The following is a 26,827-nucleotide window of genomic DNA, read 5'->3' as shown; positions in this document are numbered from 1 at the left end:
GGGATGACCGACCGGGAGGCGCTGCGCCGCACGGACTCCGCGTCTGCCGAGTCCGTGCGGCGCAGTGTCGCCGCCGTGTGGCGGATCGAATCGGCGCGGATCGTCGCCGCACTCACCCGCGTGGTAGGTGATTTCGCGCTCGCCGAAGACCTTGCTCAGGAAGCGCTCGTCGACGCGCTCGCGCAATGGCCCCGCCAGGGGATACCGGCGAAACCGGGTGCCTGGCTGACCACGGTCGCGAAACGGAAAGCGATCGACGGGCTGCGGCGGCGGGAACGCTACGACCAACGAGTGGCCGATATCGCGCGCGACCTGGAAACCGATGCGGCGGAGGCGGGGGAACTGCCCTGGGACCCCGACGATATCGACGACGATGTGCTGCGGCTGATATTTATCGCCTGCCATCCGGTGTTGTCGCGCGAAGCGCGGATGGCGCTGACACTGCGGGTGGTGGGCGGTCTGTCCACCGAGGAGATCGCCCGGGCCTGCCTGGTGCCCACCGCCACGGTGCAGCAGCGCATCGTGCGCGCGAAGAAGACGCTCGCCGCCGCGGCGGTACCGTTCGTGGTGCCGGAGCGGGCAGAGTTCGGGGTGCGGCTGGCCGCCGTGCTCGGTGTGCTGTACCTGATGTTCAACGAAGGCCACGCGGCGAGCCGGGGCGAGGACTGGATGCGCCAGGAACTGAGCCGGGAAGCGATCCGCCTCGCCCGCATCCTCGCCGAACTGGTGCCGGGCGAACCCGAGGTGCACGGTCTGGTCGCGCTCATGGAACTCACCGCCGCGCGCTTCCCGGCCCGGCTGGACGCCGACGGCAACCCGGTCCTGCTCGCCGACCAAGACCGACGACGCTGGGATCACGGCCGTATCCGGCGCGGCCGGGCCGCTCTGGCCCGCGCCGACGCGCTCGGGCGTGGGCGCGGCGCGTACGGGTTGCAGGCGGCGATCGCCGAATGCCATGCGGTGGCGGCCTCGGTCGACGACACCGACTGGGAGCGTGTTGTGCTGCTGTACGAGGCGCTCGGCCGGCTCACGCCGTCACCGGTCATCGAGTTGAACCGGGCGGTCGCGGTGTCGATGGCGGCTGGCCCGGAGGCGGCGTTGCGCATTGTCGAGCGTCTCGTCTCCAGCGGCGATCTCGCGAAATACCATCTGCTGCACGCGACCCGGGGTGAGTTGCTGGCTCGGCTGAACCGATTCGACGAGGCGCGAGTGGCGTTCGCTACCGCCGTCGAGTTGACCGGAAACAGTCGTGAAAAGTCGCTGCTGCGGCACAAGGCGGCAGCGCTCGGTTGAACCCCATCGGATGAATCCCCAGGTGGACGGTTCGGGCGGAAATCCCGGCGGCGGACCGTGGTTCTGATATACACGGCTGATGCCGGAGAATTCGGTGCACGGGCCGGAGGCGTTCGATGCGGTGATGGCGATGGCCGACCCATCGCTCTATATCGCGACCCTCGCGGTGGGCGAGGAACGGGCCGGCTGCCTGGTCGGTTTCGCCGCTCAGGTGAGCATCGACCCGGCTCGGTTCCTGGTGTGCCTGTCGAAGAACAACCACACTTACCGCATTTCCGGGGCAGCGCAGCATATGGCCGTGCACCTGGTCGGCGCCGACAATATGGCCCTGGCAGCACTGTTCGGAGCCGAAACCGGCGACGAGATGGATAAATTCAGCTGGACGCCGTGGCGGGTTGGCCCGCACGGTGTGCCGATCATCCTCGATACCCTTGCCTGGTTCTGCGGCCGGATCGTCGCGCGCCACGATCTGGGCGACCACGTCGGTTTCGTCATCGAACCCGAAGACGGGTTCGCTCCCGGTGAGCCGGGTGCGGTCGTGCGGTTGAGCCATGCGACCAGGCTCGAACCAGGCCACCCCGCCTGATTACATCTCACGATTGGTTCCTGCGTCGCCGGGTAATCGGCGCCCATGCCCGATCCGGCCACCGCAGTCCTGTTCGATATCGACGGAACCCTCGTCGACTCCAACTACCTGCACGTCTACGCCTGGTCCCGCGCCTTCGCCGAGACGGGCGCCGATGTGGATGCGTGGCGGGTGCACCGCAGTATCGGCATGGACGGCTCGCTGCTGGTGCAGGAGCTGCTGCCGGACGCCACGAACGAGATCAGAGACAGGGCCAAAGAGCTGCACCTGCGCTACTACCTGCAGGCGCAGCCGCTGATGCGGCGTGTCACAGGCGCTCGTGAGCTCCTCGACCGCGTGGCCGCCGCCGGCCCGAAGGTGGTGCTGGCGACGTCGGCCCCCGAAGCGGAACTCGAGGCCCTGCGCGAGGTGCTCGGCGGCTCGGAGCTGGTGGCTGCGGAAACGTCCAGCGAAGATGTCGGCACCGCGAAACCGCGCCCCGATATCGTGCGCGCGGCACTGGAGCGCTCCGGTGTGGACGCGGCCCATGCCGTCTTTGTCGGTGACACGGTCTGGGATGCGACAGCCTGCCGCCGTGCGGGCGTGCGGTTCGTCGGCTTCCGATCGGGCGGCGTCTGTGAAACCGAACTACGCGAAGCCGGAGCCTGCGCCGTCTACGACGATCCCGCCGACCTTCTCGCCGGTTTCGACGACAGCCCGATCGCGGCGTTGCCGCATTCGTGAAAAGCAGCCGCCGGTCAGGGGGCAACGTAGCTACCTGGCCGATCGCGGTGCGATCGAGCCCGCAGGTATCGGCTGCACCGGCGGCGGAGTGGCGAGCGGGTGGATGCCTGCGTGTGCTGATCGCGCGTTCGCGGACGAAAGGAGGCCCGCTCGGTTCCGGCTGCCGAACATGCGGACCGAGCCGACGAGCCCGGGACAACCCGTAACGGGCGGAAGTCGATGCCCCGGTATTCGGCTGCGGTGACTGCTTCCGGGCGAGGACGGCAGGCTCGGACCGCACACAGTGGGCGGGCCCAGGCGCCGGGTGTAGCTCTGGTGTTCCGGGGTAGGCCGAGTCGGGGAGAGGCGACGGTGAGGAGCGATGATGCGAGTTGTCGTTGTCGGTGCGACCGGGAACGTGGGGACCGCGGTGGTCGACGCGCTGACACAGCAGTCGGAGGTGACCTCGATTCTGGGGTTGGCGCGGCGCAGGCCGATGACGACCGGAGATCGGGTGGAGTGGGCTACTGCCGATATCCGATCCGATGACCTGGTGCCCTGGTTCCGTGGCGCGGATGTGGTGGTGCATCTGGCGTGGTTGTTCCAGCCGTCGCGGAAAACGTGGGTGACCTGGCGGGCCAATGTGGGTGGTACCGAGCGGGTGCTGCGCGCGGCAGCCGAGGCGGAGGTGCCTGCGCTGGTGTACGCGTCCTCGGTGGGCGCCTATTCACCGTGCCGCGACGACCGGCCGGTGGCCGAGGACTGGCCCACCGATGGTTGGCCGCAGGCGGCGTATATGCGGGAGAAAGCCTATGCCGAGCGCCTGCTCGACGCGTTCGAACGCAGGTATCCGCGCTGCCGGGTGGTGCGGATGCGGCCCGCGTTCACTTTTCAGTACGGTTCCGCCAGCCAGCAGCGACGATTGTTCGCCGGCCCGTTGGTCCCCAACCCGCTGGTGCGCCCCGGTGCCCTCCCGCTGCTGCCGTTCCCGCGCGGGTTGCGTTTCCAGGCGGTGCACAGCGCCGATATCGGCCGCGCCTACGCCCTCGCCGCCCTCGGCGATGTCCGTGGGGCGTTCAACCTCGCCGCCGACCCGGTGATCGATGCCGCCCGCATCGCCGAACTCCTGCACACCCGCATCGTCGCGGTACCCCCGCGCCTGGTTCGCGGCGCGCTCGCCGCGGGTTGGCGGCTGCGGCTGCTACCCCCGCAGCCCGAACTCTTCGATGCGTTGATGCATTTGCCGATCATGGACACCACCCGCGCGCGTGCGGAACTCGGCTGGACACCGCACGTGAATGCGGCGGACACCATGCGCGAATTCCTCTCGGGTTTCCGGGCGGGAGCCGGCGGCGACACCCCGCCGCTGGCGGCCGACGCGGGCGGACGGTGGCGTATCCGCGAATTCACCACCGGGGTGGGCAGCCGCGACCCGGTCGACCAGTACAGCTGAGCGACAGCGAACCACGCAGGCGGGTCAGTCCGCGTCGTCGAGGGACGTCACGCCGGTCACCACGGTGATCATCGGCGCCTGCGGCCCCACGCACCCCGCGGCTACGGTGCTGCCCGGCGCGAAACCGCCGCGGCTGTCACCCACCTGGGCCATATCGACGCGTGGGCCGCCTGCCTCGGCCGCACCCAGCAGCAGGCACGACCAGGTTTCCCGCTCCGGGGCGCTGCCGACGGCGATCGTGCCCTCTTCGGTGTCATCGGCGGAAAGGGTGGGCACTGCCATGGCGGTCCCGATGCCTAGTCCGGTGAGCGCGGCCGCCGCGGCCGAGGCGGTGATGGTCCGTGCTGCGTATCGCCACATAACTGTCCTCCTCGCACTGCGTCCTTTCGCGCCGTGTGCCCGGTTTCCGGGCACCGAAACCAACGGGCAGCACACCGAAGCGCGAGTGACCTGCCGAAATAGGGGTATTTGTTCCCTGTCGCGGGCCGATGAGGCGATGCAATGCTCGACATCACGAGAACAGCAGTGTCACATCCGAGGGCCTCGGTGCGGTCATCGGTCCACTCGCGGGAGGTGCGCACATGTTCGATTCGTTCTGGGACCTGCTCTGGTACACGATCGTCGTCTTCGCCTTCGTGGCGTATCTGGTGGTGTTGTTTCAGATTCTGGTCGACCTGTTCCGTGACCACAGCCTCTCCGGTTTCGCCAAGGTCCTGTGGATCGTGGGTCTGGTGGTGCTGCCGTATCTGACCGCGTTCGGGTACCTCATCGCCCGCGGTCGCAGTATGGCGGAGCGGGCACAGGCGGCGCGGCGAGACGACCAACGGGCCGCCGAGGAGTACATCAGGCAGGTGGCCGGAAAATCGCCTGCCGCGCAGATCACCGACGCCAAAGCGCTCCAGGACTCGGGCGCCATCACCGACGCCGAGTTCGAGCAGCTCAAAGCGAACGCGCTGGCGGGGAACGTTTCGCAGCGAAACGATCTACCGATTCGGTAGTCCGCGCGTTGTGGACGGTGATCGGGCTCCGGTGACGGTGCTGCTGGGCGGCGACGTCATGCTCGGGCGCGGCGTCGACCAGGTCCTGCCGTATCCGGGGAGCCCGGAACTGCGCGAGGGATACGTCCGCGACGCCCGGCAGTACGCCGAACTCGCCGAACGGGCGAACGGGCCGATTCCGCGGCCCGTCGAATTCGGCTGGCCGTGGGGTGAGGCGCTCGCGGTCCTGGACGAACTCGCCCCCGATATCCGATTGCTGAACCTGGAGACCACGATCACCGGCGACGGCGACTTCGCGCCGTTCAAGGGCATCCACTATCGGATGCATCCGGGCAATGTGGCGGCGCTGGCCGCGATCCGGCCCGACGTCTGCGCGCTGGCCAACAACCATATCCTCGACTTCGGGGAACGGGGGCTGGCCGATACCCTCGCCGCACTGGAGGCCGCGGGAATACATCACACGGGAGCGGGTGCGGATATTGCAGCGGCCCGGCGCCCGGTTGTGCTGCCGGTCGGCGCCGCTCGTCGCGTGCTGGTCGTCTCGGTCGCGGCGGGGTCGAGCGGGGTTCCCGCGTCCTGGGCGGCGCGCGGGGATCGAGCCGGGGTCTGGTTGCTCGACGACCTGTCCGGGCACACGGCCGATGCGGTGGCTGCGGCGGTGACCGCGGAAGCAGGCAGCGACGATCTCACCGTGGTGTCGGTGCATTGGGGGCCGAACTGGGGATACGGAGTCGGGTTGAGCGAAACGCAGTTCGCGCACCGGATGATCGACGCCGGGGTCGATGTGGTGCACGGGCATTCGTCCCACCACCCGCGGCCGATCGAGATCCATCGGGGGAAACCGATCCTGTACGGCTGCGGTGACGTCATCGACGATTACGAGGGCATCGGTGGCCACGAGTTCTACCGCAATCAGCTGCGGCTGCTGTATCTGGTCTCCCTCGATCGCGGCGTACTGACCGGTCTGCGCCTGCTCCCGCTGCGGGTGCGGCGGATACGTCTCGAGCGGGCCGCCCGCGACGAGGCAGAATGGCTCAGGGCCACCGTTGAACACATCAGCAGACGCTTCCGCACCAGGATCGGGTGGGATGCGGACGGTCTGCTTTCGGTGGCGCCGACCTGAACAATTACTGCGGCCCCGGATACTTGTAGAACCCTTCACCGGTGGCGAGGCCGAGCTTCCCTTTCTGGATGAAGTTCTCGTCGAGGTACTTCGCGAAAGCCTGCTGCTGCTCGTCACCCTCGATGCTGATGTTGTACACCGTCTTCAGTCCGACGATGTCGTAGATCTGGAACGGACCCAGCGGCGCACCGGTACCGATACGCCATGTCTTGTCCACCGTCTCCGGGTCGGCGTAACCGCCGATCAGCAGTTCCCCGGCGGCGGCGAGGAACGGCACCAGCAGCGAGTTCAGCACATAGCCTGCTTTCTCCTTTTTGAGTTCGATCGGCACCATCCCGATCTCGGCGGCGAACTCGGCGACCGTACGGTAGACGGCCGGGTCGGTGTGCGTAGTGCCCATCACCTCGGCGGTGTTGTTCAACCACACGTGGTTGGCGAAATGCAGTGCGAGGAACCGGTCCGGGCGGCCCGTGGCTTCCATCATGTCGCTGGGCAGCAGCGTCGAGGAGTTGGTGGCGAAAATCGTCCGCTGCGGGGCCAGAGTGCCCAGTTCGCGGTAGGTTTCCTGCTTCAAGCTCAGCTTCTCCGGGATGGCCTCGATCACCAGATCCGCATCGGCGGCCGCCGCACCCAGATCCGAGGAGAAGGTGACCCGCGCCAGCGCCGCGTCCGCCTTGCCGTCCGCCGCGCCTTTCACCTGCCCCTTGTAGGTGACGGCCAGCTGCGCGAACCGCTTCTTCGCCTGTTCGAGTGCCTCGTCGCTGATGTCGTAGGCGACTACGTCGAACCCGCTGTAGGCGGTCTGATAGGCGATCTGCGAACCGAGCACCCCGGTCCCCAGCACGGTGACTTTCGCAATATCAGACATATGCGCTCCTTGTTCACACGTGGGTTGTTCTGTCTCAGCTCGTCGCGGTCCCGCGCAGTGCCACGAACGCTTTACCCGCTCGGTGGGAGCATAAGCACGCCGAGCGGACAGGTGGACGCTGTCCGGGTATACGAATTATCCGCTACCAAAATGTGGGCTGGTGCGCCGTCCTTCAGGGCGGTGGTGAAAGCCCACGCGGGAGGACCGCCGCGGCCCGAGCGTGCCCTGAACCGGGCAACCCTTTTACTCATCAGCAAATCGGTTGTCAACCCACTGTGATACAACTGAGATGTGCAGTTGCGGTACAACTTCCGCGTCTACCCGACGCCCGGCCAACAGGTAGCGTTGGCTCGAGCGTTCGGGTGCGCGAGGGTGGTGTACAACGACGCACTCGCCGCCCGCAAGACCGCGCTCCGCGAGGGTCTGCCGTATGCGACCGATGCCGAGTTGTCGAAGGCGTTGAGCGCAGCGAAGAAAGATCCCGACCGGGTGTGGCTGTCCGAGGTGTCGTTGGTGGTGCTGCAACAAGCACTCGCCGACCTGAACACCGCTTACCGGAATTTCTTCGCCTCGGTCAGCGGGAAACGCAAGGGGGCGCGGATCGGCCCGCCCCGGTTCCGGTCCCGTCGCGACCATCGGCAAGCGATTCGGTTCACCAAGAACTCCCGGTTCGCGGTTACGGCGGGCGGGAAGCTGCGGTTGCCGAAGATCGGCGATGTGAAGGTGGCGTGCTCGCGGGACCTGCCGTCGGAGCCGTCGTCGGTGACGGTGATCAGGAACGCGGCGGGTCGCTATTTCGCCTCGTTCGTCGTCCGGGTCGACGACCAATCGTTGCCGCACGTGGACACCGAGGTGGGTATCGACCTCGGTTTGTCGACGTTCGCGGTGCTGTCCAACGGGAAAATGATCGCCTCGCCGCGGTTCCTGCGGCAGGCCGAACGGCGGTTGAGGAAAGCTCAACGCGCGTTGTCGCGCAAACAGAAGGGCTCACAGAATCGGGTGAAAGCCCGTGTCAGGGTCGCCAAGGCACACGCCAGGGTGGCCGATACGCGCCGGGACTGGGCGCACAAGCATTCGACACGCATTATTCGCGAGAACCAAGCGGTGTACGTCGAGGACTTGTGCATCACAGGACTGGCGCGCACCCGGTTGGCGAAGTCGGTTCACGACGCGGGGTGGGGATGTTCACCCGCATGCTGGAGGAGAAAGCCCACCGGTACGGGCGGCACTTCTCGAGGGTCGACCGCTGGTTCCTCTCCACCCAACTGTGTTCCGCCTGCGGAGCGCTGGGTGGGAAGAAACCGTTGCACGTCCGGGAATGGACATGCACCTGTGGCATCACGCATGACCGCGATGTGAACGCGGCCACGAATATTCTCGCGGCCGGGCGGGCCGAGAGGTTGAACGCCTGCGGAGAGACCGTAAGCCCTGCCGCGTGAGCGGGAGGCGAGACTTTGTGAAACAGGAACCCACCGCAGAACCGCAAGGTTCAGGAGGAATCCCCTGCCTTCAGTGAACGGCCGGGGAGGACGTCAATTCTGCGTGGGGCTTACTGCGAGCCTGCCCGGGTTCGGCAGTCGGCGTGCCCACCCGTTGCCTGCGATGGTGATCGCACCGAACGCCACCGCGATGTACACCAGCTGTTCCGGGATGCGGAACCACAGGGGCGTGGCTGGGTCGCCATCGAACGGGATGTCGTTGACGGCGGCATTGATGTTGGCGGGGAGCATCACGATGAACAGCACGATGAGGGTGGCCGCGGACAGTGTGCGGGTGCTGGCGAAGAAAAGCCCGACCGCGCAAGCGATTTCCAGGACGCCGGTGAGGTAGACCATGAAGTCGGGGAACGGGACGAACGACGGCACCATCGCGGTGAGATCGTCGTGGCCGGGCATCACCTCCACGCTGTCGGGCATGAAATGGGCGAGGCCGGTCATCAGTAGCATGACCGCCAGCCCGTGGGTGAACGAGAGGCGCCAGCCGGCGAACCTCGACACGCCGAAAGCGCCGAGTGCGCGGAAGATCAGGGTGGGAACCAACAACATGGCGACAGTGGTGAACATGAGTCCTCCGGTGTGAGGATGAGTGGATGGATGGGTCGCTGGGCTCGGTTATTCGGTGGGAATCCAGTTGCCGTGGAATCCGGCGGGAACCCGATGGGGGAGGTGTACGGCGGCGACGGTGTCGAGGCTTCCGGCGTCGAGCAACTGCAGGCTGCTGCGGTCGGTGTCGGCGTCGTAGACGAAACCCATGAGCACGCCGTCGTCTTCGAGCGCATCGGGTGCGGCGGGATGGAAGACGAACTCGCCCACCTGCGTCTGCGGACCGAAATGGCGGGCCAGGGTGGTGCCGCGCAGTGTGTCGTGTTTGAGCAGGGTCCCGGTGGGCTGCACACCGTCGCCGACTGCGGCCGCGTAACCGAAGCGGTGGCGGCGGCCGGTCAGCCGTTCGTCTACGCGCGGGAATTCCTGTGGTCGGTCGTCGAGCCGGTCCAGGCGAACGGCGCCGGAGGTGAGGTCGATACGCCACCGGTCCAGTGCGGGCGTGCCCTCCTCCGGGCCGGTGCGATCCCGGTCGAACATCGTCGGGTACCGCACCACCTCGAGCACGACCGTGTCCTCGTCGTCGTAGGCGTTCATGGGATGAAACACCCAGCACGGGTCCACCTCGAACCAACGGATATCGGTATTGCCACCGTCGCGGGGCATGACCCCGATACGGGCCGGATAGTTCGGGTTCCACCGGTAGGGCAGCCGCAGGTCACGCGCCGCGTTTGCGGTCTGCGGGTCGGGGATGCGGACGCGCCCGGCAATCGCTTGCAGTACCAGCCGGGCCGGTTCGGGCATCGGGGTGGCAGCCAGCAGCGGCCCGGCATCGTGCAGTTCTTTCAGTTCTGTCGGGTCGAAGGTGACCGGCAGATCGTAGAGCACCACATACTGTTCGGTCAGCGAGAAGTCGTGCATCAACGGCATCCCGGAGACCTCGATATCGACGGTGTGGCGAGCGCGGCCGTCGACGCCGACGACGGTGTACTGCACCGTGTTTGCGCGGGCGAACGAATACGACACTGCGTGCAGTTCCCCGGTGATCGGGTCGCGTTTGGGGTGGGCGGTGTAGCCGCCGGGCACGGTGCCGTCGAAATCGCAGACGCCGATGGTGTCGAGTTCGTCGCCGAGTTCTATTGAGGAGGCGCCCGCTTCGATCAGTGCCAGGGTGCGTCCCGCGTGACCGATCACGTTGGTGTTCGCGCCGATTCCCGGGGCGCGTTCGCCCAGTATCGGCTCCTCGCCCAGCGCTGTCGCGGTGGCCGAGCCGCGGATCCAGCGGTTGCGGTACCACTCGGCGCGGCCGTCGCGGATGCGGATCCCGTGCACCATGCCGTCGCCGAGGAACCAGTGGTAGAAGGCCGGGTCGAGTTCGCCCACCGGGTTGGGTCCGTTGCGTAGGTAGCGGCCGTCCAGGTAGTCGGGGATCGTGCCGGTGACCGTCAGGTCGGTGAGTGTGTGTTCCTGGTGGATCGGGGCGAATACGCCCTCGAGATATCGGTTGTTCATGGCTTCCCTCAATCCAATAACTTAGTTATACGAGGGACTATAACTAAGTTATGAGCTGTTGCCAACGGGATGTTCCGCAGGGGCGGGCAAGTGCTATAACTTTGTTATGAACGAGGCTGGTGCGGTAGTGACAAGTCAGCGTAACCGCATGATCGAAGCAGGTCTGCGGCTATTGGAGAGCGAGGGACCCGCGGTGCTGCGGGCACGCCGCATCGCCGCGGAGGTCGGCGCTTCGACCATGGCCGTGTACACCCACTTCGACGGAATGCCCGGCCTCGTGCACGCCATCGTGATCGAAGCATTCCACCGCTTCGACCGGGCCATGGCCGCCATGCCGCGTACCGACGACCCGGTCGCCGACCTGTTCCTGATCGGCGAGGCCTATCACTCCTACGCGCGCGCCCACCCCCAGCGCTACCGCCTGATGTTCGGGCTTGCGCCGTCCACGCCACCGGCCGACCTGACCCCACCCGATGCGGGACCCGCGGGAAAGGCCGCGTTCGGGCAACTCGTCGAGGTGGTCGAACGCATCCGCGCCAGCGGGCGGATCGGCGCCGAGGACCCGAATATCGTCGCCAGCCGGATATGGAGCCTGATCCACGGCGCGGTCCTGCTCGAACTCGCCGGCTATCTCGATGCCGAGCAGGACGTCATCGACAGCATCGTGCAGCCCGCCACCGCCGACCTGCTGGCCGGGATGGGTGATCACCGGGACAACCTCGACGCCTCCATCGCCCGGGCACGCCGCCTGCTGGCGGAAACAGCGCCGACATCCGAATAGTCAGGTGGCTGTCACAGGTCGGAGCCGCCCGGTTTGCCCCCGCTGATCCGGGGCAACCTCCCGGTGGCTGGGGGTTGCCCGGCCCGGCCCGGCCCCTGTGGAGGTTCCATGGCGTTGACCCATCCTTCCCACCCCGGTGAGCATCGCCGTCGCGCTGATATCCACGTGAACCCGGTGTTCACCCGGGAACCGGTCGAGGTGCCGCGCAACCGGCTGCCCGCAGGTGGGCTGGACAGCGACACCGCATACCAGGTGGTGCACGACGAGCTGTTGCTCGACGGTAATGCGCGGCTGAACCTGGCCACCTTCGTCACCACCTGGATGGAGCCGACCGCGCACACCCTGATGGGCGAATGCTTCGACAAGAACATGATCGACAAGGACGAATATCCGCGCACCGCCGATCTGGAACAGCGGTGCGTGCGGATGCTGGCCGATCTGTGGCATGCCGTGGACCCGGACAATACCATCGGCTGTTCCACCACCGGCTCCAGCGAGGCGTGCATGCTGGCCGGGCTTGCGCTGAAACGGCGGTGGCAGCATCGGCGACGGGCAGCCGGGCAGCAGGCCGACCGCCCCAATCTGGTGATGGGGAGCAACGTCCAGGTCTGCTGGGAGAAGTTCGCCGACTACTGGGATGTCGAACCGAGACTGGTGCCGATGTCGGGCACACGTTTTCACCTCACTGCCGAGGAGGCGGTGGCCCGCTGTGACGAGAACACCGTCGGTGTGGTGGCGATCCTCGGTTCCACCTTCGACGGCAGTTACGAGCCAGTGGCGCAGATCTGCGCGGCGCTGGACCGGGTGCAGGCCGAGCAGGGCTGGGATATCCCGGTGCACGTGGACGGTGCGTCAGGAGCCATGTTCGCACCGTTCTGCGATCCCGACCTGGAATGGGACTTCCGGCTGCCGCGCGTGGCCTCGATCAACACCTCCGGCCACAAATACGGTCTCGTCTATCCGGGCGTGGGCTGGGTGCTGTGGCGTGATCCCGAGGCGCTGCCCGACGACCTGGTGTTCCGCGTGAACTATCTCGGCGGCCAGATGCCGACCTTCGCGCTGAACTTTTCCCGGCCCGGCGCCCAGGTGGTGGCCCAGTACTACATGTTTCTTCGCTTGGGGCGCAGCGGTTATCGGCGTATTCAGCAGTACTGCCGCGAGGTCGCCGCTGATCTGGCCGACCGGATCGCCCGGATGGGACCGTTCGAACTCATCACCGACGGCCGCCAGCTCCCGGTGTTCGCGTTCACCCTTGCCCCGGGCGAAACCGGGTATTCGGTCTTCGACGTTTCGGCTGCCCTGCGGGAACAAGGGTGGTTGGTGCCCGCCTACGCATTCCCCGCCGACCGAGAGGACCTGGCTGTGCTGCGGATCGTGGTGCGCAACGGGTTCAGCCACGACCTGGCCGATCTGCTGATCGAGGCGATCGAACGCGCACTACCCAGGCTGCGGGCCCAGCGCGGCCCCGCCCGCGGCCCCGAAACTGCCTCGTTCTCGCATGGAGCGGACGCGTATCCCTCCGGTGCGGGCGCAGCAGAAGGCCGCTCGGTACCGGCGCATGCGAAGGAAACCCTCAGCCGCTGACCGTCACGGTAGCCGGCTCTTCGCCGCGCTGCCCGAGATGCGGCATACGCTTCCGCAGCGTCACGGCGTACGTCTTCACGCCCCAGGCAGCGGCGGGGACGGGGGAAAAACCACCGGTAGCGAGGACAGCGAACGGGCGAACGGCCCCGGTCGCCAGGCCAGATCGGCTCTGGGGATGGCGAGTTCCATCTCGGGCACTGCATCGAGGAGCTGGTCGACCGCCTCCTGCGCGATCAGATACGCCACGTTCTTGGCCGGGCAGGCGTGCGGTCCGCTGCCCCACGCCAGATGGGAGCGGTTGCCGATCCGGTCTCCACCCGCCACGGCCGGGTCGTTGTTGCACGCGGCCATGCTGATCAGCACCGGCTGATGCGCGGGCAGCCAATAGTTGTCGATCAGGATCGGCTGCCGCGGATAGGACATGCACAGGTTGGCGATCGGCGGATTGTTGAACAGCACCTCGTCGATCGCATCGCGGGTCGACAGGCTGCCGCCGACGACGGAGCTGCCGAAGCGTTCGTCGTCGATCACCAGTAGCAGGGCGTTGGCGATCAGGTTGTGCAGCGGTTCGACGCCAGCACCGTAGAAGTCGAACAGCTGGTGCAGCAGTTCGGTGTCGTCGAGCTGGGCCGGGTGGCGCGCCATCCACGAGGCGACGTTGTTGTCCGGCTCCTCGCGTCGCAGCCGAACCAACTCCATCAGCGCTTCCTCGATCATGCGGAACGCTTCGGCGCCGTCGACACTCGCATCGCTGACCGCGGTCATCCCCTCGGCGATTCGCTGTCCGATATGCGGGGGGCAGCCGATCAGCTCGTTGATCATCTGGAAAACGATCGGGAAGACGTATTGCGCTGTCAGATCGGCCGAACCCGTCTCGCAGAAGTTGTTGATCAATGGTGTCGCGACAGCGGCGACAGCGTTGTGCAGGGAGTGCAGATCGATATGGTCGATACTGCTGGTGTATGTCTCCCGGTAGCGGTGATGCTCCTCGCCCGTGCTGCGCCGCGCGTTGGGGCACCACTCCATCGCGGGTCGGATGGGTGAATCTGCCGGAATCGTCTGCTGCCAGGTCCGCGGGTCGGCCGGAAAGTGCTCCGGGTCCTGCAGGATCCGCACCGCTGTGTGGTAGCCGATCACCAGCGTCGCCGGCACATCAGGAGCCAGTTCGATCGGCGCCAGCGCACCGTACCTCTCCCGCATCTGCTGGAAAACCCGTGTCGGGTCGGTGGTGTATTCGCCGGTGTACAGCGGTATTCGGGCCCCGTCGGGTTCCATGATCGGAGGATGTCGCACGGGGCAGCTCGCGGGCTCCGCGGTGTAGTCTTCGGCATCCTCGGCGGATACGGAGTGGGGTGGCATGGACACAGGTCTTACTCCAGACGACGGAATCGGCACTCGGAGAAGTTGTCTGGGCCGAGGTCGAGCCACTCCTCCTTCTGCCTGGTCGACCTCAGCGATGGAGTTGTGAACGTAGTATCGGTTGGTCTGTGGCTCACATTATGGCCTCTCCGGCCATGAGGCGACGGATCAGGAGGCGCACGATGACAGGCACCGACCGCGTGCGTTCGACAGAGAAGGGATGATCGATGAAGCGAAACCTCAACTGCCCCTGCGGTGAGGCCATCCGGGGGACAGATGAAGACGACCTGGTGGCGAAGACGCAGGCGCATCTGGCCGAGAACCATCCGGGGCACGACTATTCGCGGGACGAGATCCTGTTCATCGCGTACTGACCGAGTGGCGCCGGCCCCGAACTTGACCTCAACAATACTTTAGGAATCAGGGTGTACTCCAGAGCGGCCCGACAGGCCGTGCAAGCACGATATGGAGGCACCGATGACACACACATCCACCGCCATCGACACGACCGCCCAGCCGCTGCGGGTAGCCGTGGTGATCGGCAGCACCCGGGACGGTCGTTTCGCGCCGACGGTCGGTGACTGGTTCCTGGCCAGGGTTCGGGCCCGCCCGGAGTTGGCGGCGACCGTGGTCGACGTCGGTGCGGCCGATCTGCCGCATTCTTTCGGTGCCCCCGCTCCTGCGGTCGCCGAAACCCAGCCCGTGCTGGCCGAAGCGGACGCTTTCGTCGTGGTAACCCCTGAGTACAACCACAGCTACCCGGGCGCGTTGAAGAACCTCATCGACCTGCACTTCGCGGAATGGCAGGCCAAGCCGGTCGGTTTCGTCAGCTACGGCGGACTGTCCGGCGGGCTGCGGGCGGTCGAGCATCTGCGCGGCGTATTCGCCGAACTGCACGCGGTCACCGTGCGCGACACCGTCAGCTTCCACAACCCGTGGAACCAGCTCGACGATACGGGCGCACTGATCACCGACCCGGCCACCGAGGCCGCCGCAACCACCCTGCTGGATCAACTCCACTGGTGGGGTGAGGCTTTGCGCAACGCCCGCGCCACCCGACCCTACGGCAAGTAAGGGACGCCCTGAGCAACCCTGCGGTCGGGCTGCCCCACCGTTACATCGGTCCGCACCCCTGGAACGATTGGACCGTCTGATGCGCCGCCCTGCTAGAGGCTGAAGGCGATCGAACGCAGGATGAGCGTGAGAAGGAAGACGACAGTGAACGCCAGATCGAGCCCCAACCCTCCGAGTTGCAGCGGCGGCAGCAGTTTCCGTACCGGCGCGATAACCGGCTCGGTCGCTGCGTGCACGAGGTCGCGGGCTCGGTCCACCCAGACGGGAGTGCTGGCGAGTACCTTCGCCCAGTCCAGCAGCAGTCGGACGATCAGCAGCAGCAGAAAAGCCGTCAGGACGTACCCGAGCACAGTTCCGATGAGGCTCATGGTGAACTCCTTTGTGGTACGGCATCACCGTCTGCCGATAGCACCCTGGGATGTGTCGACGGCGCCGTGGTCGTCGTGTTCTCAGTCGATTATCCGGATGGTCTCCTGTGCTCGCGGGAACTGCCGAAAGCTAACGGTGCGTCCACACAGGCTGGCGGAAATGGGCGACCCGGGCGGCGGAAGGAGTGCGCCCCAGCAGTACGATCTCACGGAACTGCCATAGCAGCGCACCGGTGGGCGCGTGGATGGTCATATTCGGGCCGAGTCGCATTTGCAGCAGTCCGGAACGGTCGGTGGGGGCGATATCGTCACGCAGTTCGTCCTGCTGCACCGCGTCCTGCGCATGCACCCAGCGAGGTGTGTCATCGGCGGCGAGTCTGGCGAAATCCACCAGATGCACCGAGTGGACCTCGTCGGGGTTGGGGGCGAGGCCGGTGGTGGCGGGCAGCGTGACGACAATCGGGGTGATCGCGAACCCGGAGGCGGCCGGGAAGTCGTCGAGTACGCCCAGGACATCGCTGGGGTCCACCAGCAGCCCGAGCTCCTCCTGTAGTTCCCGGACCGCCGCCTGTTCAGCAGTCTCGCCCTCCTCCACGCGCCCGCCGGGCAGCCCCCACTGCCCGGCGTTGCGGCCACGGTAGGCCCGTTTGATGACGATCACCGACAGCGGCCCGCCGGACTGCTGGACCACACACAACACCACCGCGGCCCGGCGCACACCCGGAGCATCCGGAACCGCGACCCGCGGGAACTCCACCAGCCGGGAGCGCGCGAGCGCACGGAACTCGTCGATACTGCCGGGGAGGCGTGGATGCGGGGTAGTGCTCATGTCCACGATCTTGCCTCAGCCCGAAGTGCGGTGATCGGCGCCCGTAACGAGGGCGCGGCGTGAGCGGGTGGTGGTCGGCTCGCGGTCGTGGCGAAGGGAGCTGCCCCGGTCTAGGACTTTTCCAGTAGGGAAAGGTACAACCGGACGGCTACTGCTTCGGCATCTTCGCTCATGGGGTCTGTATATGTCTGAGCGCCAGGCAAGTTCGCCGCATATGCCCTGGCGGCTGTGGTGAGAGCCGCCATGAGCCCTGAAGAGCGTTGAATCGGGGACTTCGCACCCCACGCTAGGTGTTTCGCTGCGGACGGCAGCTGGGTGGCGCAGGCCAGGCGTAGTGCGAGCTTGTCCACGGGACGGCCGTTATGGTCGCCGAAGAGCACCTGAGGAGCGAACGATTCGGCGATCTGCCACCAGCGCACAGTCTGGAAGACATGAATCAGGCGGTCGGCGTATTCGTCCAGCAGGGCTGGGTAGAAGCCGGGTACCAGGCGGTCATACCGGAAGTTGGCTGCCGTCTCGGTGCGAATGATCTGGTCGAGTTCGACACACGCCTCGGGTGACGTTGCCGGATGGGTCAGCTTTCGACCACCGCCGAGAATCGCGTCCGCACCGCTGCCACCGAGAATGGCGCCGAGGTCTGCAATGGTCTCGAAGCTGCGACGGGCAGCAACAAGCGGAATCCCCGCGGTTACTTCCCAGAGCTCGCAGGTGCCGAGCCGCTGCATCACGTCGCGGGAAAGCTCGGCCACCTCGGGTGCGCTGAGTCGGACCACCTCGTGACGGAGGTCGAGAGCATGCGCTGCCGCCGTCGCATTCGCTTCGTCCGACTGGCCATCGGTGACGACGGTGACGGCAATCGGTTCGGCTCCGAGCGCGACCGATACGGCGGCAACGTAGATGGAGTCGACGCCGCCACTGAGCAGAACCGCGGGGGTGCCGCCGAACTTTTCCAGCACAGCCGCGATACGCGAACGAGTCTCTTCTGCAATCAGCTGCGCAGCGTCGGCTGGTTCGATGACAGTGCGCACGCCGGGGTTCGGTTCTGAGATATTCCCGAGGAGGTCGGCGACGAACTGAAGCGGCTCGGCGGTCTGTGGGGTCCGGTCGGTTGCGTGGTTCATGTCCACCGTTCCAGTTGTGTCGGGTTGTTCGGTCGGTACCGGCGGTCGATGGCTGATGCCTCGTTTCGCCGGCCCTGGCCGACCGTATCGAGCTCACCTCTTGCTCGATTGTGGACCGATGGTATACAACTGGTACACGGCCCGCTCGTGACCGGCTTCACAGCCTGGATCAGCGGGCGGGGAGGGCTCGGTGGTTGCGCCAACAACCACCGAGCCTGGCAGCACCATCCATCGCCCTTTCGGACATCTACGTGCAGGTAGATATCGGGCGGATGGATCGTCACGGAGCGACGAAGCGATGAGGAGCCGCGATGGCAACCGCCAAAAACAAATCTATCAACCGGCGACCGCACACCAGCCTGCCGGTCATCGCAGGCTCTAGCCTGGCAGGCACTGCGGTGGAGTGGTACGACTTCTTCCTGTACGGCACCGCAGCCGCGCTGGTGTTCAACAAGTTGTTCTTCCCCTCCGAAGATCCATTGGTCGGCACCATGCTGGCTTTCGCGACATATGCCGTCGGTTTCGTTGCTCGTCCGCTGGGCGCCGCCGTCCTGGGCCACTTCGGTGACATCAAAGGGCGCCGCGCAACGCTTATCGCCAGCCTGTTGCTGATGGGTGTATCGACGTTCCTCATCGCGCTACTGCCGACCTATGCGGCCATCGGTGTTGCCGCTCCCTTGCTGCTCGTGCTGTTGCGGCTGGTACAAGGTTTCGCGCTCGGCGGCGAGTGGGGTGGGGCGGTGCTGCTGGTCTCCGAACACGGCGATTCCAAGCGGCGCGCCTTCTGGTCTGCGTGGCCCAACCTGGGGCCGCCCTTGGGCAACCTGATGGCTGCCGGTGTGTTGGCGCTGCTGGGGGCAGTGTTGTCGGAGGAGGCCTTCCTGTCGTGGGGCTGGCGTATCGCGTTCGGGCTTTCGGCGCTGCTGGTAGTGATCGGTTTGGTGCTGCGGTTGTATGTCGCCGAGACACCGTTGTTCGAGCAGACGCGGGCCGTGACGAGCCCGCGACTGGTGCGGATGCCGTTGAATGCCGCCATTCGCGGGTACTGGCGCCAGATTTTGCTGGCGGCATTCACCCGGTTCGGTGAGAACGCCGGATTCTACATCTTCTCGCTGTTCGTGATCACTTACCTCACCCAGATCCTCGACCTGCCACGCGGCACCGGATTGAGCGCGGTGATGATCGGCATGGCGGTGGCCTTGGTGGCGATTCCGCTGTTCGCGGTGCTGGCGGATCGGATAGGGCGCAGGCCGATCTACATCGGGGCCTCGGTGGCGACGATCGTGTGGGCGTTCGCGTTCTTCGCGCTGCTCGATACCACCGCCACCGGCGCGATCTTCCTTGCGGTCGCAGTGGGACTGCTCATCTTCGCGGCCTACAGCGCGGTGATCGGTGCCTTCTTCTCCGAACTGTTTCCCACCGAGGTCCGCTATTCGGGGGTTTCGCTGGCCTACAACCTGGCCTCGGTGCTGGCGGGCTCGCTTGCTCCGATCATTGCCATCGCCCTGTACGACCACTTCGGCACCGGTCAGGCCATCGCCGTCTATCTAGCGGTCATGGGGGCGATCTCTTTGGTCGCCGCGCTGGTGGCGCGGGAAACCCGCACGGTGGATCTGGCCGATATGCACGAGGAAACACCGGTATCCGACGCGACCGGGGACACGGCAGTTGCCGTCCCGTAACAACAGCTGAAAGGGCATCTCTCATGACGACATCGAAGTCCAGCGCGGCCTCCGCACCGGAGCTGGCCTACGAATGGTTGAAGAACACCATCCTCACCCTGCCTCGCGATGAAGAGATGTTCCTGTCCGAGGCCCAGGTTGCGGCGGCTTCAGGCACTTCACGCACGCCGGTGCGCGAAGCCTTGCTCCGGCTGGAGGCCGAAGGCTTCGTCCGCCGGGTGCCCCACAAGGGCGCCTACATCCCGGCCTTGACCGACAAGGACGTCGACGACGTGATGCAGGCTCGGCGGGTCGTGGAGGAGTGGTCGATCACCGAGGTCGCCCCGGATCCAGGCCAGGTTCCCGACCGGCTGCGTGAACTGGTGAAGCGGCAAGAAGCCGATATCGACCCCGTCGAGTTCATCGCCCACGATCTCGAATTCCACACCACGGTCATCCGCGCCGCAGGCAACCAGGTGATGCACGAATTCTACCGTTCGCTGCGCGACCGGCAGATGCGGATGGGCGTGCGGATCATGCTCTCCGTCGAGCAGCGCAAGAAGCAGGTCCTCATCGAGCACGGTGCCATCGTCGACGCGCTGGCCGCCAGCGACACCGAGGCCGCGATCCGTGCGGTGCGCGAACACCTCGACACCACCCTGTGCTCGCTCAAACAGCCCAGGTTCTGACCCCGACACACAAGGACGAACTGATGAAAGTCGCACTGGCGCAAATAGCCAGCCCCGACCCCGAGACTCCGGCGCATCGCCTCGAACGGGTACGCCAGATGCTGGCCGCGTTCAGCGCCGATGCCGACCTGATCGTGCTGCCCGAGCTGTGGCGCGTCGGCTACAGCCACTTCGACAGCTACCAGGCTGCCGCGGAAGATCTCGACGGCGCGACCGTCCAGGTCCTGCAGGCCATCGCCCGCGACCGGACCTGCTACGTGCACGCGGGCAGCATCATCGAGCACACCGACGGCGGCAAGCTGCGCAACACCGCCGTGCTGATCGACCCGGAAGGACGAATCACCCACCACTACAGCAAGATTCACGTCTTCGGTTACCAGTCCCTCGAGACCGAACTCCTGCAACCCGGACAGCAGATCCAGGTCGCCGACACGGCCTTCGGCCCCATCGGCGCAACCACCTGCTACGACCTACGCTTTCCCGGACTGTGGACCGAACTGGTGCAAGCAGGCGCCGAAATCGTCATCGTGCCTGCGGCCTGGCCGAAATCCCGCCTGGCGCACTGGCGCCTGCTCACCTCTGCGCGGGCGGTCGACAACCAGGTCGTTGTCATCGCCTGCAACGCGGTGGGCACCCACAACGGCGTCGAGTTCGGCGGACACAGCCGCATCGTCGACCCGTGGGGCGAGGTGCTCGCCGAAGCCGGCGACTCCGAAGGAATCACCCTCGCCGAACTCGACCCCGCCGTGGTCGCCCGTACCCGCGCAGAGTTCCCCGTGCTAGGCGACCGGCTCGACGACTACAGCTTCCTGAATATGCGAAAGGTCCTGTCATGACCGAAACCATCGACGACCTACTGAGCTGCACTGTCCTCGAGTCCGGAGAAACCCTCCGCTTCGACGGCGCGCGGGCGCTGGTCGCCGGGTACACCGGCCGTGACGAAGCCGCGGTACGCCACCACATCGACGAGCTGGCCGCAATCGGGGTAGCGCCTCCGGAGAACGTCCCGATGCTGTACCCGATCGCCACGGCCACGATCACCACCGCTGCCTACACCCCGGTCCCCGGTGCGGGCACTTCCGGTGAGGTGGAGCCGGTCATCCTGCGCCACCACGGCCGGTACTTCCTCGGCGTCGGTTCCGACCACACCGATCGTGACCTCGAGACCGTCGACATCGGCGAATCGAAACGGGTATGCGCCAAGCCGATCGGGCCGAACATCGTCGAGGTCGGCGACTGGGCAGACTTCGACTGGGATGCCTGCCGTGCCCGCAGTTGGGTGGACGGACGGCTTTACCAGGACGGCACCCTCGCGGCGCTGCGCACCCCGGTCGACCTGCTCGGTGTCGTCACCGAACGGGTCGGCGACGACGGCGGTGACTTCATCTGCTTCGCAGGCACCCTGCCGTTGCTCGACGGCCGCTTCACTCCCGGTAACCGCTGGGACCTCGAACTGGTACTGCCCGACGGGCGCGTCCTGACCCACACCTACACCACCACCGAAGGAGCATGATATGCGCACCGGAGCCGAGTATCTGGCCTCGCTGAACGACGGGCGGGTCGTCCTCGTCGACGGCGAACGCATCGACGACGTCACCACCCACCCTGCGTTCGCGCCGGTCGCGCAGACCATTGCCGAACTGTTCGATCTGGCCGCCGACCCCGCCAACAACATGCAGTACACTGCACCGGAAACCGGAGGCACCGCCAACCGGGTCTTCGGCATCCCCCGCAGCCAGGAAGAGCTGCGTGCCCGCCGGGAAGCGATCCAGACATGGGCCAAGCACACGCACGGCTGGGTGGGACGCAGCCCCGACCACGTCGGCACCTTCCTCGCTTCCTTCGCCGCTCACCCGGAAATCTTCGCCGAGGGCACCCGCGATTTCTCCGCGAATGTCACGGCTTTCCACCGGCGGCTGCTCGCGGAGAACCTGTACGTCTCCTACGCCATCATCCCGCCCCAGGTGTCACGCGCGACGACCGCCTCCGGCTGGGAAGGGGAGTTCCTGCAGGTCGGTGTAGTACGCGAAACCGAGGAAGGGATCGTCGTGCGCGGGTCGCAGATGCTGGCCACCGGCGCGGCCATCGCCGACGAGATCCTGGTGTCCTGCATCAAACCGCTGGGCCCCGACGACCAGGATTTCGCGGTGTCGTTCGTCGTCCCCGCCAATGCCGCAGGCCTCAAGCTCTACTGCCGCCGCCCCTACGCCCCGGCGGCCAGCAGCAGCTTCGACTACCCGCTGACCAGCCGCTACGACGAACCGGACTCCCTGGTGGTGTTCGACGACGTCCTCATCCCCTGGGACCGCGTGTTCGTCGACCGCGACACCACCGGTGTGCGGCGCCAGTTCTTCGATACCGGCGCACACGCACTCGGCAACTGGCAGGCCCAGATCCGCTTCGCCACCAAACTGCGCTTCATCGCGGGCGTGGCCCGCCGCGTCACCCAGGTCAACGGAGTCGACAAAATCCCCAGTGTCCAAGAGAAACTCGGCGAACTCGCCGCGCTCGTCGCCGGTGTCGAGTCCGCCGTGCTGGCCGCCGAATACACCGCCACTGCGGATGCCGCCGGCCAGTGGGTGCCGGGCAAACGCGCACTCTACGGATCTATGGGGTTGCAGCCGGAGATCTACCCGCGTGTGCTGTCGATCCTGCGGGACTTGGTGGGTGGGGGAGTGCTCCAATTGCCTTCCAGCGTCGCAGACCTCACCAGCCCCCTCACTTCCGGCGATATCACGCACTATGTGCAGTCGCCCGGCGTGCCGTCCGAGGAACGCATCAAGTTGTTCAAGCTGGCCTGGGACATCATCGGCTCCGAATTCGCAGGCCGCCACCAGCAGTACGAGTTGTTCTATGCCGGTGCGCCGTTCGTGGTGAAGGGCGCCTACACCTACCGCAACTACGGCTACGAGGAGCCACTGCACGACGTCGAGCAGTTCCTCGCCGCCTACAAGACCGAAACCGCCTGAGAGGTAACAGCAATGGCAAAGCCCGAATTCGAATTCTTCCCCGTCACCGACGTCGCGTACACCGTTTGCCCCGGCGATGACCCCGCTATCACCGAACGCATCCTGGCCCGCGACCCCGAAGGCAAGGTGGCTACCCGCATTCTGCGTTACGAGCCCGGCGCGGACTCCACGCCGATGGGTGTGCAGCGGCACGACTTCTGGGAAGAGGTCTACATCCTCGAAGGATCGTTCACCGATCTCACTCTCGGTGAAACCTTCACCGCAGGCATGTACGCCTGCCGCCCGCCGGGCATGCCGCACGGCCCGTGGCGCACCGACGAAGGTGTCGTCACCTTCGAAGTTCGCTATCACAGCAGGTAGGAGCGACCATGACTTTACCGGCTTTCCAGTGCCCGACGCCGGTGGACATGAGACGCAGTATGGGGCGGTTCACCACCGGTGTCGCGGTCGTCAGCGCCGACGACGGCACCGGCAACCCGTGCGCGATGACCATCAGCTCGCTGACCTCGATCAGTCTCGAACCACCGATTCTGCTTGTCTCGCTCACCCACGGCAGTCGTACCACTGACGCTGTCGAAGCCACCCAGACCTTCGCTGTGTCGATTCTCGGTTCCCGTCAGGAAGCGATCGGTCGGCGGTTCGCCACTCGCGGCGGCGCCCGGTTCGAAGACATGCCGGTGGACCGCAGCCGTTCCGGGCTACCGTTGATCCCAGACGCCCTGGCGCAGATGGAATGCCGCGTCCACACCGCGCACGACATCGGCGACCATCGTGTCTTCTACGGGGAGGTCACCGATATGCGCTGGCGCGACGGCACCGGCCTGGTGTTCTACTCCGGCCGTTTCGGCGATTTCCACGACTTCGGCCACGACGAATTGCCCTGGTGGTACTGAGATCTTCGACCTGATGAGCTGGGCAGTTCAGGAGCTGCCTACCCGATGTTGGCTGCCTGCGCCGGAGCTGTCTCCGGCGCAGCACCGACCGCCGCGGCACTGGCCCGCCGAGCCGCGGCCAGCCGCGTGAGCGCGGCCTCGGTGAAAACCGATAACCCGAGGTCGGGGTTGTATCCGTGAATTTCCTTGACGTCGAGCTCGGCCAGGAAATACAGGATCTCCCGCGAGATCACCTGCCCCGGCACCAGCACCGGGAAGCCGGGCGGGTAGGGGACGACGAAGGTGGCGGACACCAGGGGCTTCCCTTTGGCGAGTCGTCGCCCGGCGTCGCCGAGCAGGACGTGTTCGCGGTCGGGCTCCTCGTACCCGGCGTAGAAGGCCGATCGGATGTCGCCGAACGAGCTGGCGCTGTCGGGACGAAACGCGCTGTCGAACTCGCTGAAGTCGGGCAGCGCAGGCAGTTCCTTGGTGATCTCGTCGACCCGGCGCTGGTGCAGGGCGCGGTCGGCCTTACCGGCCGCGCTCCTGCTGCTCTCGAAGTCGCCGGCCACCCGGCGCAGCACGTCGAGCAGGTAGTGCACGCTCGACCAGGTGACGCCGATGGTGAAGATCAACAGCACACTGTTGATCGAGGTCTTGTTGATCTGGATGCCGAATCGGTCCATCAGGATCTTCTCGCGGAACTCGTACCCGTTCATGCCGGTCTTGCCGATGAACAAGGTGACCCGGGTCGGGTCGAGCACGAACTGATCGGATCGCCACGCCTCGTTCCACTCTGCCAAGACACCCTGCCTGACCTGCCGGTACGAGCTGACTTCAGAGGGCCGGAACTCGCCGGGCACCAGGTCGGCCTCGTCGAGGATGCGGAACCATTTGCCGATCAGCCGGTCTTTGCGGACGCGGTGCCGGAACACCAGCGCCATATCGTAGACGTGCCGGACCAGCTGGAAGCCCTCGATATCGACCTGCCGCCGCGCCAAATCCAACGACGCCAGGAGTTGCTGGTTCGGCGACGTCGAGGTGTGGGTCGAAAACGCCTCGGCGAACGCCTCGCGGGCGAGAGCTTTGAAATCCTGGTCGTGGATATGGATCATCGACGCCTGCCGCAGCGCCGACAGCGATTTGTGGGTGGAATGTGTCGCGTATACGCGTACCCGCGCGCGCTCGGGGTCGGGAAGCAGCCGGTGGTTGCTCCACTCGGCGCGGTCGACTCCCTGCATTGATGCACGCCACATGCGGTACTCCTCGGCATACCGGGGCGACGACAACGCCGATTCGAGTTGCCCGGCGGCAACCATCGCGGTCCGCTGTCGTGCCCACGGCACCGCGGTAGCGAACGCGTACCACGCCTCGTCCCACAGGAAGCACATATCCGGCTTGATCGCCAGGACTTCCTCCATCACGCGCCGCGGGTTGTAGACGATGCCGTCGAAAGTGCAGTTGGTCAGCAGCAGCATGCGCACTCGATCCAGCTGCCCGGCCGCCTCGAGGTCCAGCAGCGCCTTCTTGATGGTGCGCAGGGACACGGCTCCGTAGATCGCGAACGGCTCGAGCGGGTAGGCGTCCAGATACATCGGGTATGCCCCGGCGAGCATCAGGCCGTAGTGGTGCGACTTATGGCAGTTGCGGTCGATCAGCACGATGTCGCCCGGCCGGGTCAGGGCTTGCACGACAATCTTGTTCGCGGTGGATGTTCCGTTGGTCACGAAGTACGTCTGATCGGCAGACCACGTCAGGGCGGCTTTGTCCATCGCCGCCCTGATCGTGCCGTGTGGGTCCAGCAGTGAGTCCAGCCCGCCGGAGGTGGACGACGTCTCGGCCATGAAGATGTTGCGGCCGTAGAAATCGCCCATGTCCTGCAGCGATGTGGAGTTGAAGATGCTGGCTCCACGGGCGACGGGAAGGGCGTGGAATTGGCCGACCGGCGCGGCCGCATAGGCACGCAGGGCGTCGAAAAACGGTGTGGCGTACCGCCTCCGGATGCCGGCGAGCACCGTACTGTACAGGTCGGTGGCGTCGTTGAGCCGGTAGAACGTGCGATCGTAGACGTCCGGCTCGCCCTCGGTCTCCGCGGCGATCGACTCGTCGGTGAGCAGATACAGGTCGATATGCGGCCGCAGCTGCCTGATCCACTCGCCGCATTCCACCCAGTCGTGGGTGCGGTCGGTCACGACCACCTCGTCGTTGGCGCCGAGCAATGTGGTCATCAACGGCACCCGGTCGCGGGAACGAAGCGGCAGGTCGTGCCGAATGATCGCCGCCTGGATCTCGCCGTTCAATGCGACGGCGGTGATGGCGTCCTCGATGCTCGCCACGACAAGCAGCTCGAACTGCACATCGTCGGACGGGCCGCGCAGCGCCCGCAGGCTCTCCACCAGGCTCTCGGGAGCCTCGGGCGGGGAATCGTCGCCGAGCAGAACGGTGTAGAACTGCTGCTGTTTGGCCCGTGCCACGAGTTCCTGATCGGCCAACGGCGTGGAGGTGTCGAACACGGCCGCGCGGTCGCCGTACTCGGAGAGCAGGCGCACGGCCAGCGACACTTCCTCGGTGAGCCGCACCGTGGCAAGGTCGGCGACATATCCGCGAAACGCCGCCAGCCTCGCCGGCCCCGGATACAACCAGTACCGCTCGTAGGCGCCGAGACGATCGAGGAGGCGCCGCACCCGGGCGGCCTCGTGGGTCGTGTCCAGCCCGGCACAGTTGACATCAGCGAGCCGACGGCACGCATCGTCGAGCAGATTCCACGTGTCGATTCGCGAGTACGACGGGTTCGCTACCGCCGCCAGCGCGGAAACAGAAAGCCCTTTCGGGCGCTCGCCGTCTCGGTGCATGTCGTCAGTCTCGCCCCTCGGTCGGTGGGCGAAGTGATCTGCCGAACCCGGCAGATCACCTTGGGACATTCATCCCTGCACATATTGTGCT

Annotated in this window: 27 protein-coding genes and 1 pseudogene; 19 read left to right on the top strand and 9 right to left on the bottom strand. The window is 66.2% G+C overall.

What is annotated here, in order from left to right; all coding sequences use genetic code 11:
• Nucleotides 1-3 precede the first annotated feature (3 nt).
• From B0T44_RS04420 to B0T44_RS04405, 4 genes are all read left to right on the top strand, one after another.
• A complete protein-coding gene (locus B0T44_RS04420) occupies nt 4-1,293 on the top strand; it encodes an RNA polymerase sigma factor (RefSeq protein ID WP_077116297.1) in 1,290 nt (429 codons plus the stop codon).
• 79 nt (nt 1,294-1,372) lie between these two features.
• On the top strand, nt 1,373-1,879 hold the full coding sequence (locus tag B0T44_RS04415) for a flavin reductase family protein (protein WP_077116298.1): 507 nt from the start codon (nt 1,373-1,375) through the stop codon (nt 1,877-1,879).
• Nucleotides 1,880-1,924: 45 nt separating this feature from the next.
• Nucleotides 1,925-2,602: an HAD family hydrolase gene (locus tag B0T44_RS04410; protein ID WP_077116299.1), complete on the top strand. Its 678-nt coding sequence runs from the start codon at nt 1,925-1,927 to the stop codon at nt 2,600-2,602.
• Nucleotides 2,603-2,966: 364 nt separating this feature from the next.
• On the top strand, nt 2,967-4,034 hold the full coding sequence (locus B0T44_RS04405) for an NAD-dependent epimerase/dehydratase family protein (RefSeq protein ID WP_077116439.1): 1,068 nt from the start codon (nt 2,967-2,969) through the stop codon (nt 4,032-4,034).
• 24 nt (nt 4,035-4,058) lie between these two features.
• On the opposite strand, the gene B0T44_RS04400 is transcribed toward B0T44_RS04405, so the two are convergent.
• Nucleotides 4,059-4,394 carry a hypothetical protein gene (locus tag B0T44_RS04400; protein ID WP_077116300.1) on the bottom strand — a complete coding sequence of 112 codons (336 nt, stop codon included), beginning with the start codon at nt 4,392-4,394 and terminating at the stop codon, nt 4,059-4,061.
• Between the two features lie 221 nt (nt 4,395-4,615).
• Here B0T44_RS04400 and B0T44_RS04395 point away from each other — a divergent pair, with 221 nt between their 5' ends.
• Together B0T44_RS04395 and B0T44_RS04390 are read left to right on the top strand one after the other, a co-directional pair.
• A complete protein-coding gene (locus tag B0T44_RS04395; RefSeq protein WP_077116301.1) occupies nt 4,616-5,032 on the top strand; it encodes an SHOCT domain-containing protein in 417 nt (138 codons plus the stop codon).
• 10 nt (nt 5,033-5,042) lie between these two features.
• Nucleotides 5,043-6,155, top strand: a complete 1,113-nt coding sequence (locus B0T44_RS04390; RefSeq protein ID WP_077116302.1) for a CapA family protein — start codon at nt 5,043-5,045, stop codon at nt 6,153-6,155.
• A 4-nt stretch (nt 6,156-6,159) separates the two neighbouring features.
• Here B0T44_RS04390 and B0T44_RS04385 read toward each other — a convergent pair whose 3' ends face one another.
• Nucleotides 6,160-7,023 carry a 3-hydroxyacyl-CoA dehydrogenase gene (locus tag B0T44_RS04385; RefSeq protein WP_077116303.1) on the bottom strand — a complete coding sequence of 288 codons (864 nt, stop codon included), beginning with the start codon at nt 7,021-7,023 and terminating at the stop codon, nt 6,160-6,162.
• Nucleotides 7,024-7,314: 291 nt separating this feature from the next.
• Here B0T44_RS04385 and B0T44_RS04380 point away from each other — a divergent pair.
• A pseudogene (locus tag B0T44_RS04380) lies at nt 7,315-8,145 on the top strand (RNA-guided endonuclease InsQ/TnpB family protein); the annotation flags it as partial.
• Nucleotides 8,146-8,204: 59 nt separating this feature from the next.
• Nucleotides 8,205-8,462 carry a zinc ribbon domain-containing protein gene (locus B0T44_RS27820; protein ID WP_368025855.1) on the top strand — a complete coding sequence of 86 codons (258 nt, stop codon included), beginning with the start codon at nt 8,205-8,207 and terminating at the stop codon, nt 8,460-8,462.
• A 93-nt stretch (nt 8,463-8,555) separates the two neighbouring features.
• Here B0T44_RS27820 and B0T44_RS04375 read toward each other — a convergent pair whose 3' ends face one another.
• Nucleotides 8,556-9,086 (bottom strand): DoxX family protein, encoded by a 531-nt coding sequence (locus B0T44_RS04375; protein ID WP_077116304.1) that lies wholly within the window; start codon nt 9,084-9,086, stop codon nt 8,556-8,558.
• Between the two features lie 48 nt (nt 9,087-9,134).
• Nucleotides 9,135-10,577, bottom strand: coding sequence for a carotenoid oxygenase family protein (locus tag B0T44_RS04370; protein ID WP_077116305.1), 1,443 nt, complete (start codon nt 10,575-10,577; stop codon nt 9,135-9,137).
• A 148-nt stretch (nt 10,578-10,725) separates the two neighbouring features.
• On the opposite strand from B0T44_RS04370, the gene B0T44_RS04365 reads away from it, so the two are divergent.
• A complete protein-coding gene (locus tag B0T44_RS04365) occupies nt 10,726-11,358 on the top strand; it encodes a TetR/AcrR family transcriptional regulator (protein ID WP_175647986.1) in 633 nt (210 codons plus the stop codon).
• A gap of 108 nt (nt 11,359-11,466) precedes the next feature.
• Complete coding sequence (gad, locus tag B0T44_RS04360) at nt 11,467-12,942, top strand: glutamate decarboxylase (RefSeq protein ID WP_077116307.1); 1,476 nt, start codon at nt 11,467-11,469, stop codon at nt 12,940-12,942.
• 75 nt (nt 12,943-13,017) lie between these two features.
• On the opposite strand, the gene B0T44_RS04355 is transcribed toward gad, so the two are convergent.
• Entirely contained in the window at nt 13,018-14,217 is a 1,200-nt protein-coding gene (locus B0T44_RS04355; RefSeq protein WP_254854177.1) for a cytochrome P450 family protein, read from the bottom strand.
• Between the two features lie 311 nt (nt 14,218-14,528).
• Here B0T44_RS04355 and B0T44_RS04350 point away from each other — a divergent pair, with 311 nt between their 5' ends.
• Complete coding sequence (locus B0T44_RS04350) at nt 14,529-14,675, top strand: DUF1059 domain-containing protein (RefSeq protein WP_077116309.1); 147 nt, start codon at nt 14,529-14,531, stop codon at nt 14,673-14,675.
• Between the two features lie 124 nt (nt 14,676-14,799).
• Nucleotides 14,800-15,375 (top strand): NADPH-dependent FMN reductase, encoded by a 576-nt coding sequence (locus B0T44_RS04345; RefSeq protein WP_217697479.1) that lies wholly within the window; start codon nt 14,800-14,802, stop codon nt 15,373-15,375.
• Between the two features lie 92 nt (nt 15,376-15,467).
• On the opposite strand, the gene B0T44_RS04340 is transcribed toward B0T44_RS04345, so the two are convergent.
• From B0T44_RS04340 to B0T44_RS04330, 3 genes are all read right to left on the bottom strand, one after another.
• Nucleotides 15,468-15,743, bottom strand: a complete 276-nt coding sequence (locus tag B0T44_RS04340; protein WP_077116311.1) for a YggT family protein — start codon at nt 15,741-15,743, stop codon at nt 15,468-15,470.
• A 130-nt stretch (nt 15,744-15,873) separates the two neighbouring features.
• On the bottom strand, nt 15,874-16,572 hold the full coding sequence (locus B0T44_RS04335; RefSeq protein WP_077116312.1) for an NUDIX hydrolase: 699 nt from the start codon (nt 16,570-16,572) through the stop codon (nt 15,874-15,876).
• 110 nt (nt 16,573-16,682) lie between these two features.
• Nucleotides 16,683-17,693 (bottom strand): asparagine synthase-related protein, encoded by a 1,011-nt coding sequence (locus tag B0T44_RS04330; RefSeq protein WP_077116313.1) that lies wholly within the window; start codon nt 17,691-17,693, stop codon nt 16,683-16,685.
• 311 nt (nt 17,694-18,004) lie between these two features.
• Between B0T44_RS04330 and B0T44_RS04325 the strand changes: the two genes are divergently transcribed.
• From B0T44_RS04325 to B0T44_RS04295, 7 genes are read left to right on the top strand one after another with little or no spacing between them, the layout of a single operon-like run.
• Entirely contained in the window at nt 18,005-19,375 is a 1,371-nt protein-coding gene (locus B0T44_RS04325; protein ID WP_077116314.1) for an MFS transporter, read from the top strand.
• A 23-nt stretch (nt 19,376-19,398) separates the two neighbouring features.
• The gene (locus B0T44_RS04320; protein ID WP_077116315.1) at nt 19,399-20,043 is read left to right on the top strand and encodes a GntR family transcriptional regulator; all 645 of its coding nucleotides are present in this window, start codon (nt 19,399-19,401) and stop codon (nt 20,041-20,043) included.
• A 23-nt stretch (nt 20,044-20,066) separates the two neighbouring features.
• Nucleotides 20,067-20,879 (top strand): carbon-nitrogen family hydrolase, encoded by an 813-nt coding sequence (locus tag B0T44_RS04315; protein WP_077116440.1) that lies wholly within the window; start codon nt 20,067-20,069, stop codon nt 20,877-20,879.
• Nucleotides 20,876-21,556, top strand: a complete 681-nt coding sequence (locus tag B0T44_RS04310) for a DUF2848 family protein (RefSeq protein ID WP_077116316.1) — start codon at nt 20,876-20,878, stop codon at nt 21,554-21,556. Before B0T44_RS04315 ends, B0T44_RS04310 begins: the two co-directional genes overlap by 4 nt.
• Before the next feature lies 1 nt (nt 21,557).
• Nucleotides 21,558-23,012 carry a 4-hydroxyphenylacetate 3-hydroxylase family protein gene (locus B0T44_RS04305; protein WP_077116317.1) on the top strand — a complete coding sequence of 485 codons (1,455 nt, stop codon included), beginning with the start codon at nt 21,558-21,560 and terminating at the stop codon, nt 23,010-23,012.
• A 12-nt stretch (nt 23,013-23,024) separates the two neighbouring features.
• Entirely contained in the window at nt 23,025-23,372 is a 348-nt protein-coding gene (locus B0T44_RS04300) for a cupin domain-containing protein (protein ID WP_077116318.1), read from the top strand.
• Between the two features lie 8 nt (nt 23,373-23,380).
• A complete protein-coding gene (locus B0T44_RS04295) occupies nt 23,381-23,905 on the top strand; it encodes a flavin reductase family protein (protein ID WP_077116319.1) in 525 nt (174 codons plus the stop codon).
• A 38-nt stretch (nt 23,906-23,943) separates the two neighbouring features.
• Here the strand turns inward: B0T44_RS04295 and B0T44_RS04290 are convergent, their stop codons facing one another.
• A complete protein-coding gene (locus B0T44_RS04290; RefSeq protein ID WP_077116320.1) occupies nt 23,944-26,736 on the bottom strand; it encodes an aminotransferase class I/II-fold pyridoxal phosphate-dependent enzyme in 2,793 nt (930 codons plus the stop codon).
• Nucleotides 26,737-26,827 lie beyond the last annotated feature (91 nt).

Source organism: Nocardia donostiensis, from assembly GCF_002081715.1.
Taxonomy (GTDB): Bacteria; Actinomycetota; Actinomycetes; order Mycobacteriales; family Mycobacteriaceae; genus Nocardia; species Nocardia donostiensis.
The sequence above is the reverse complement of the archived record's forward strand: the minus strand, read 5'-3'. Positions and strand labels throughout refer to the sequence as shown.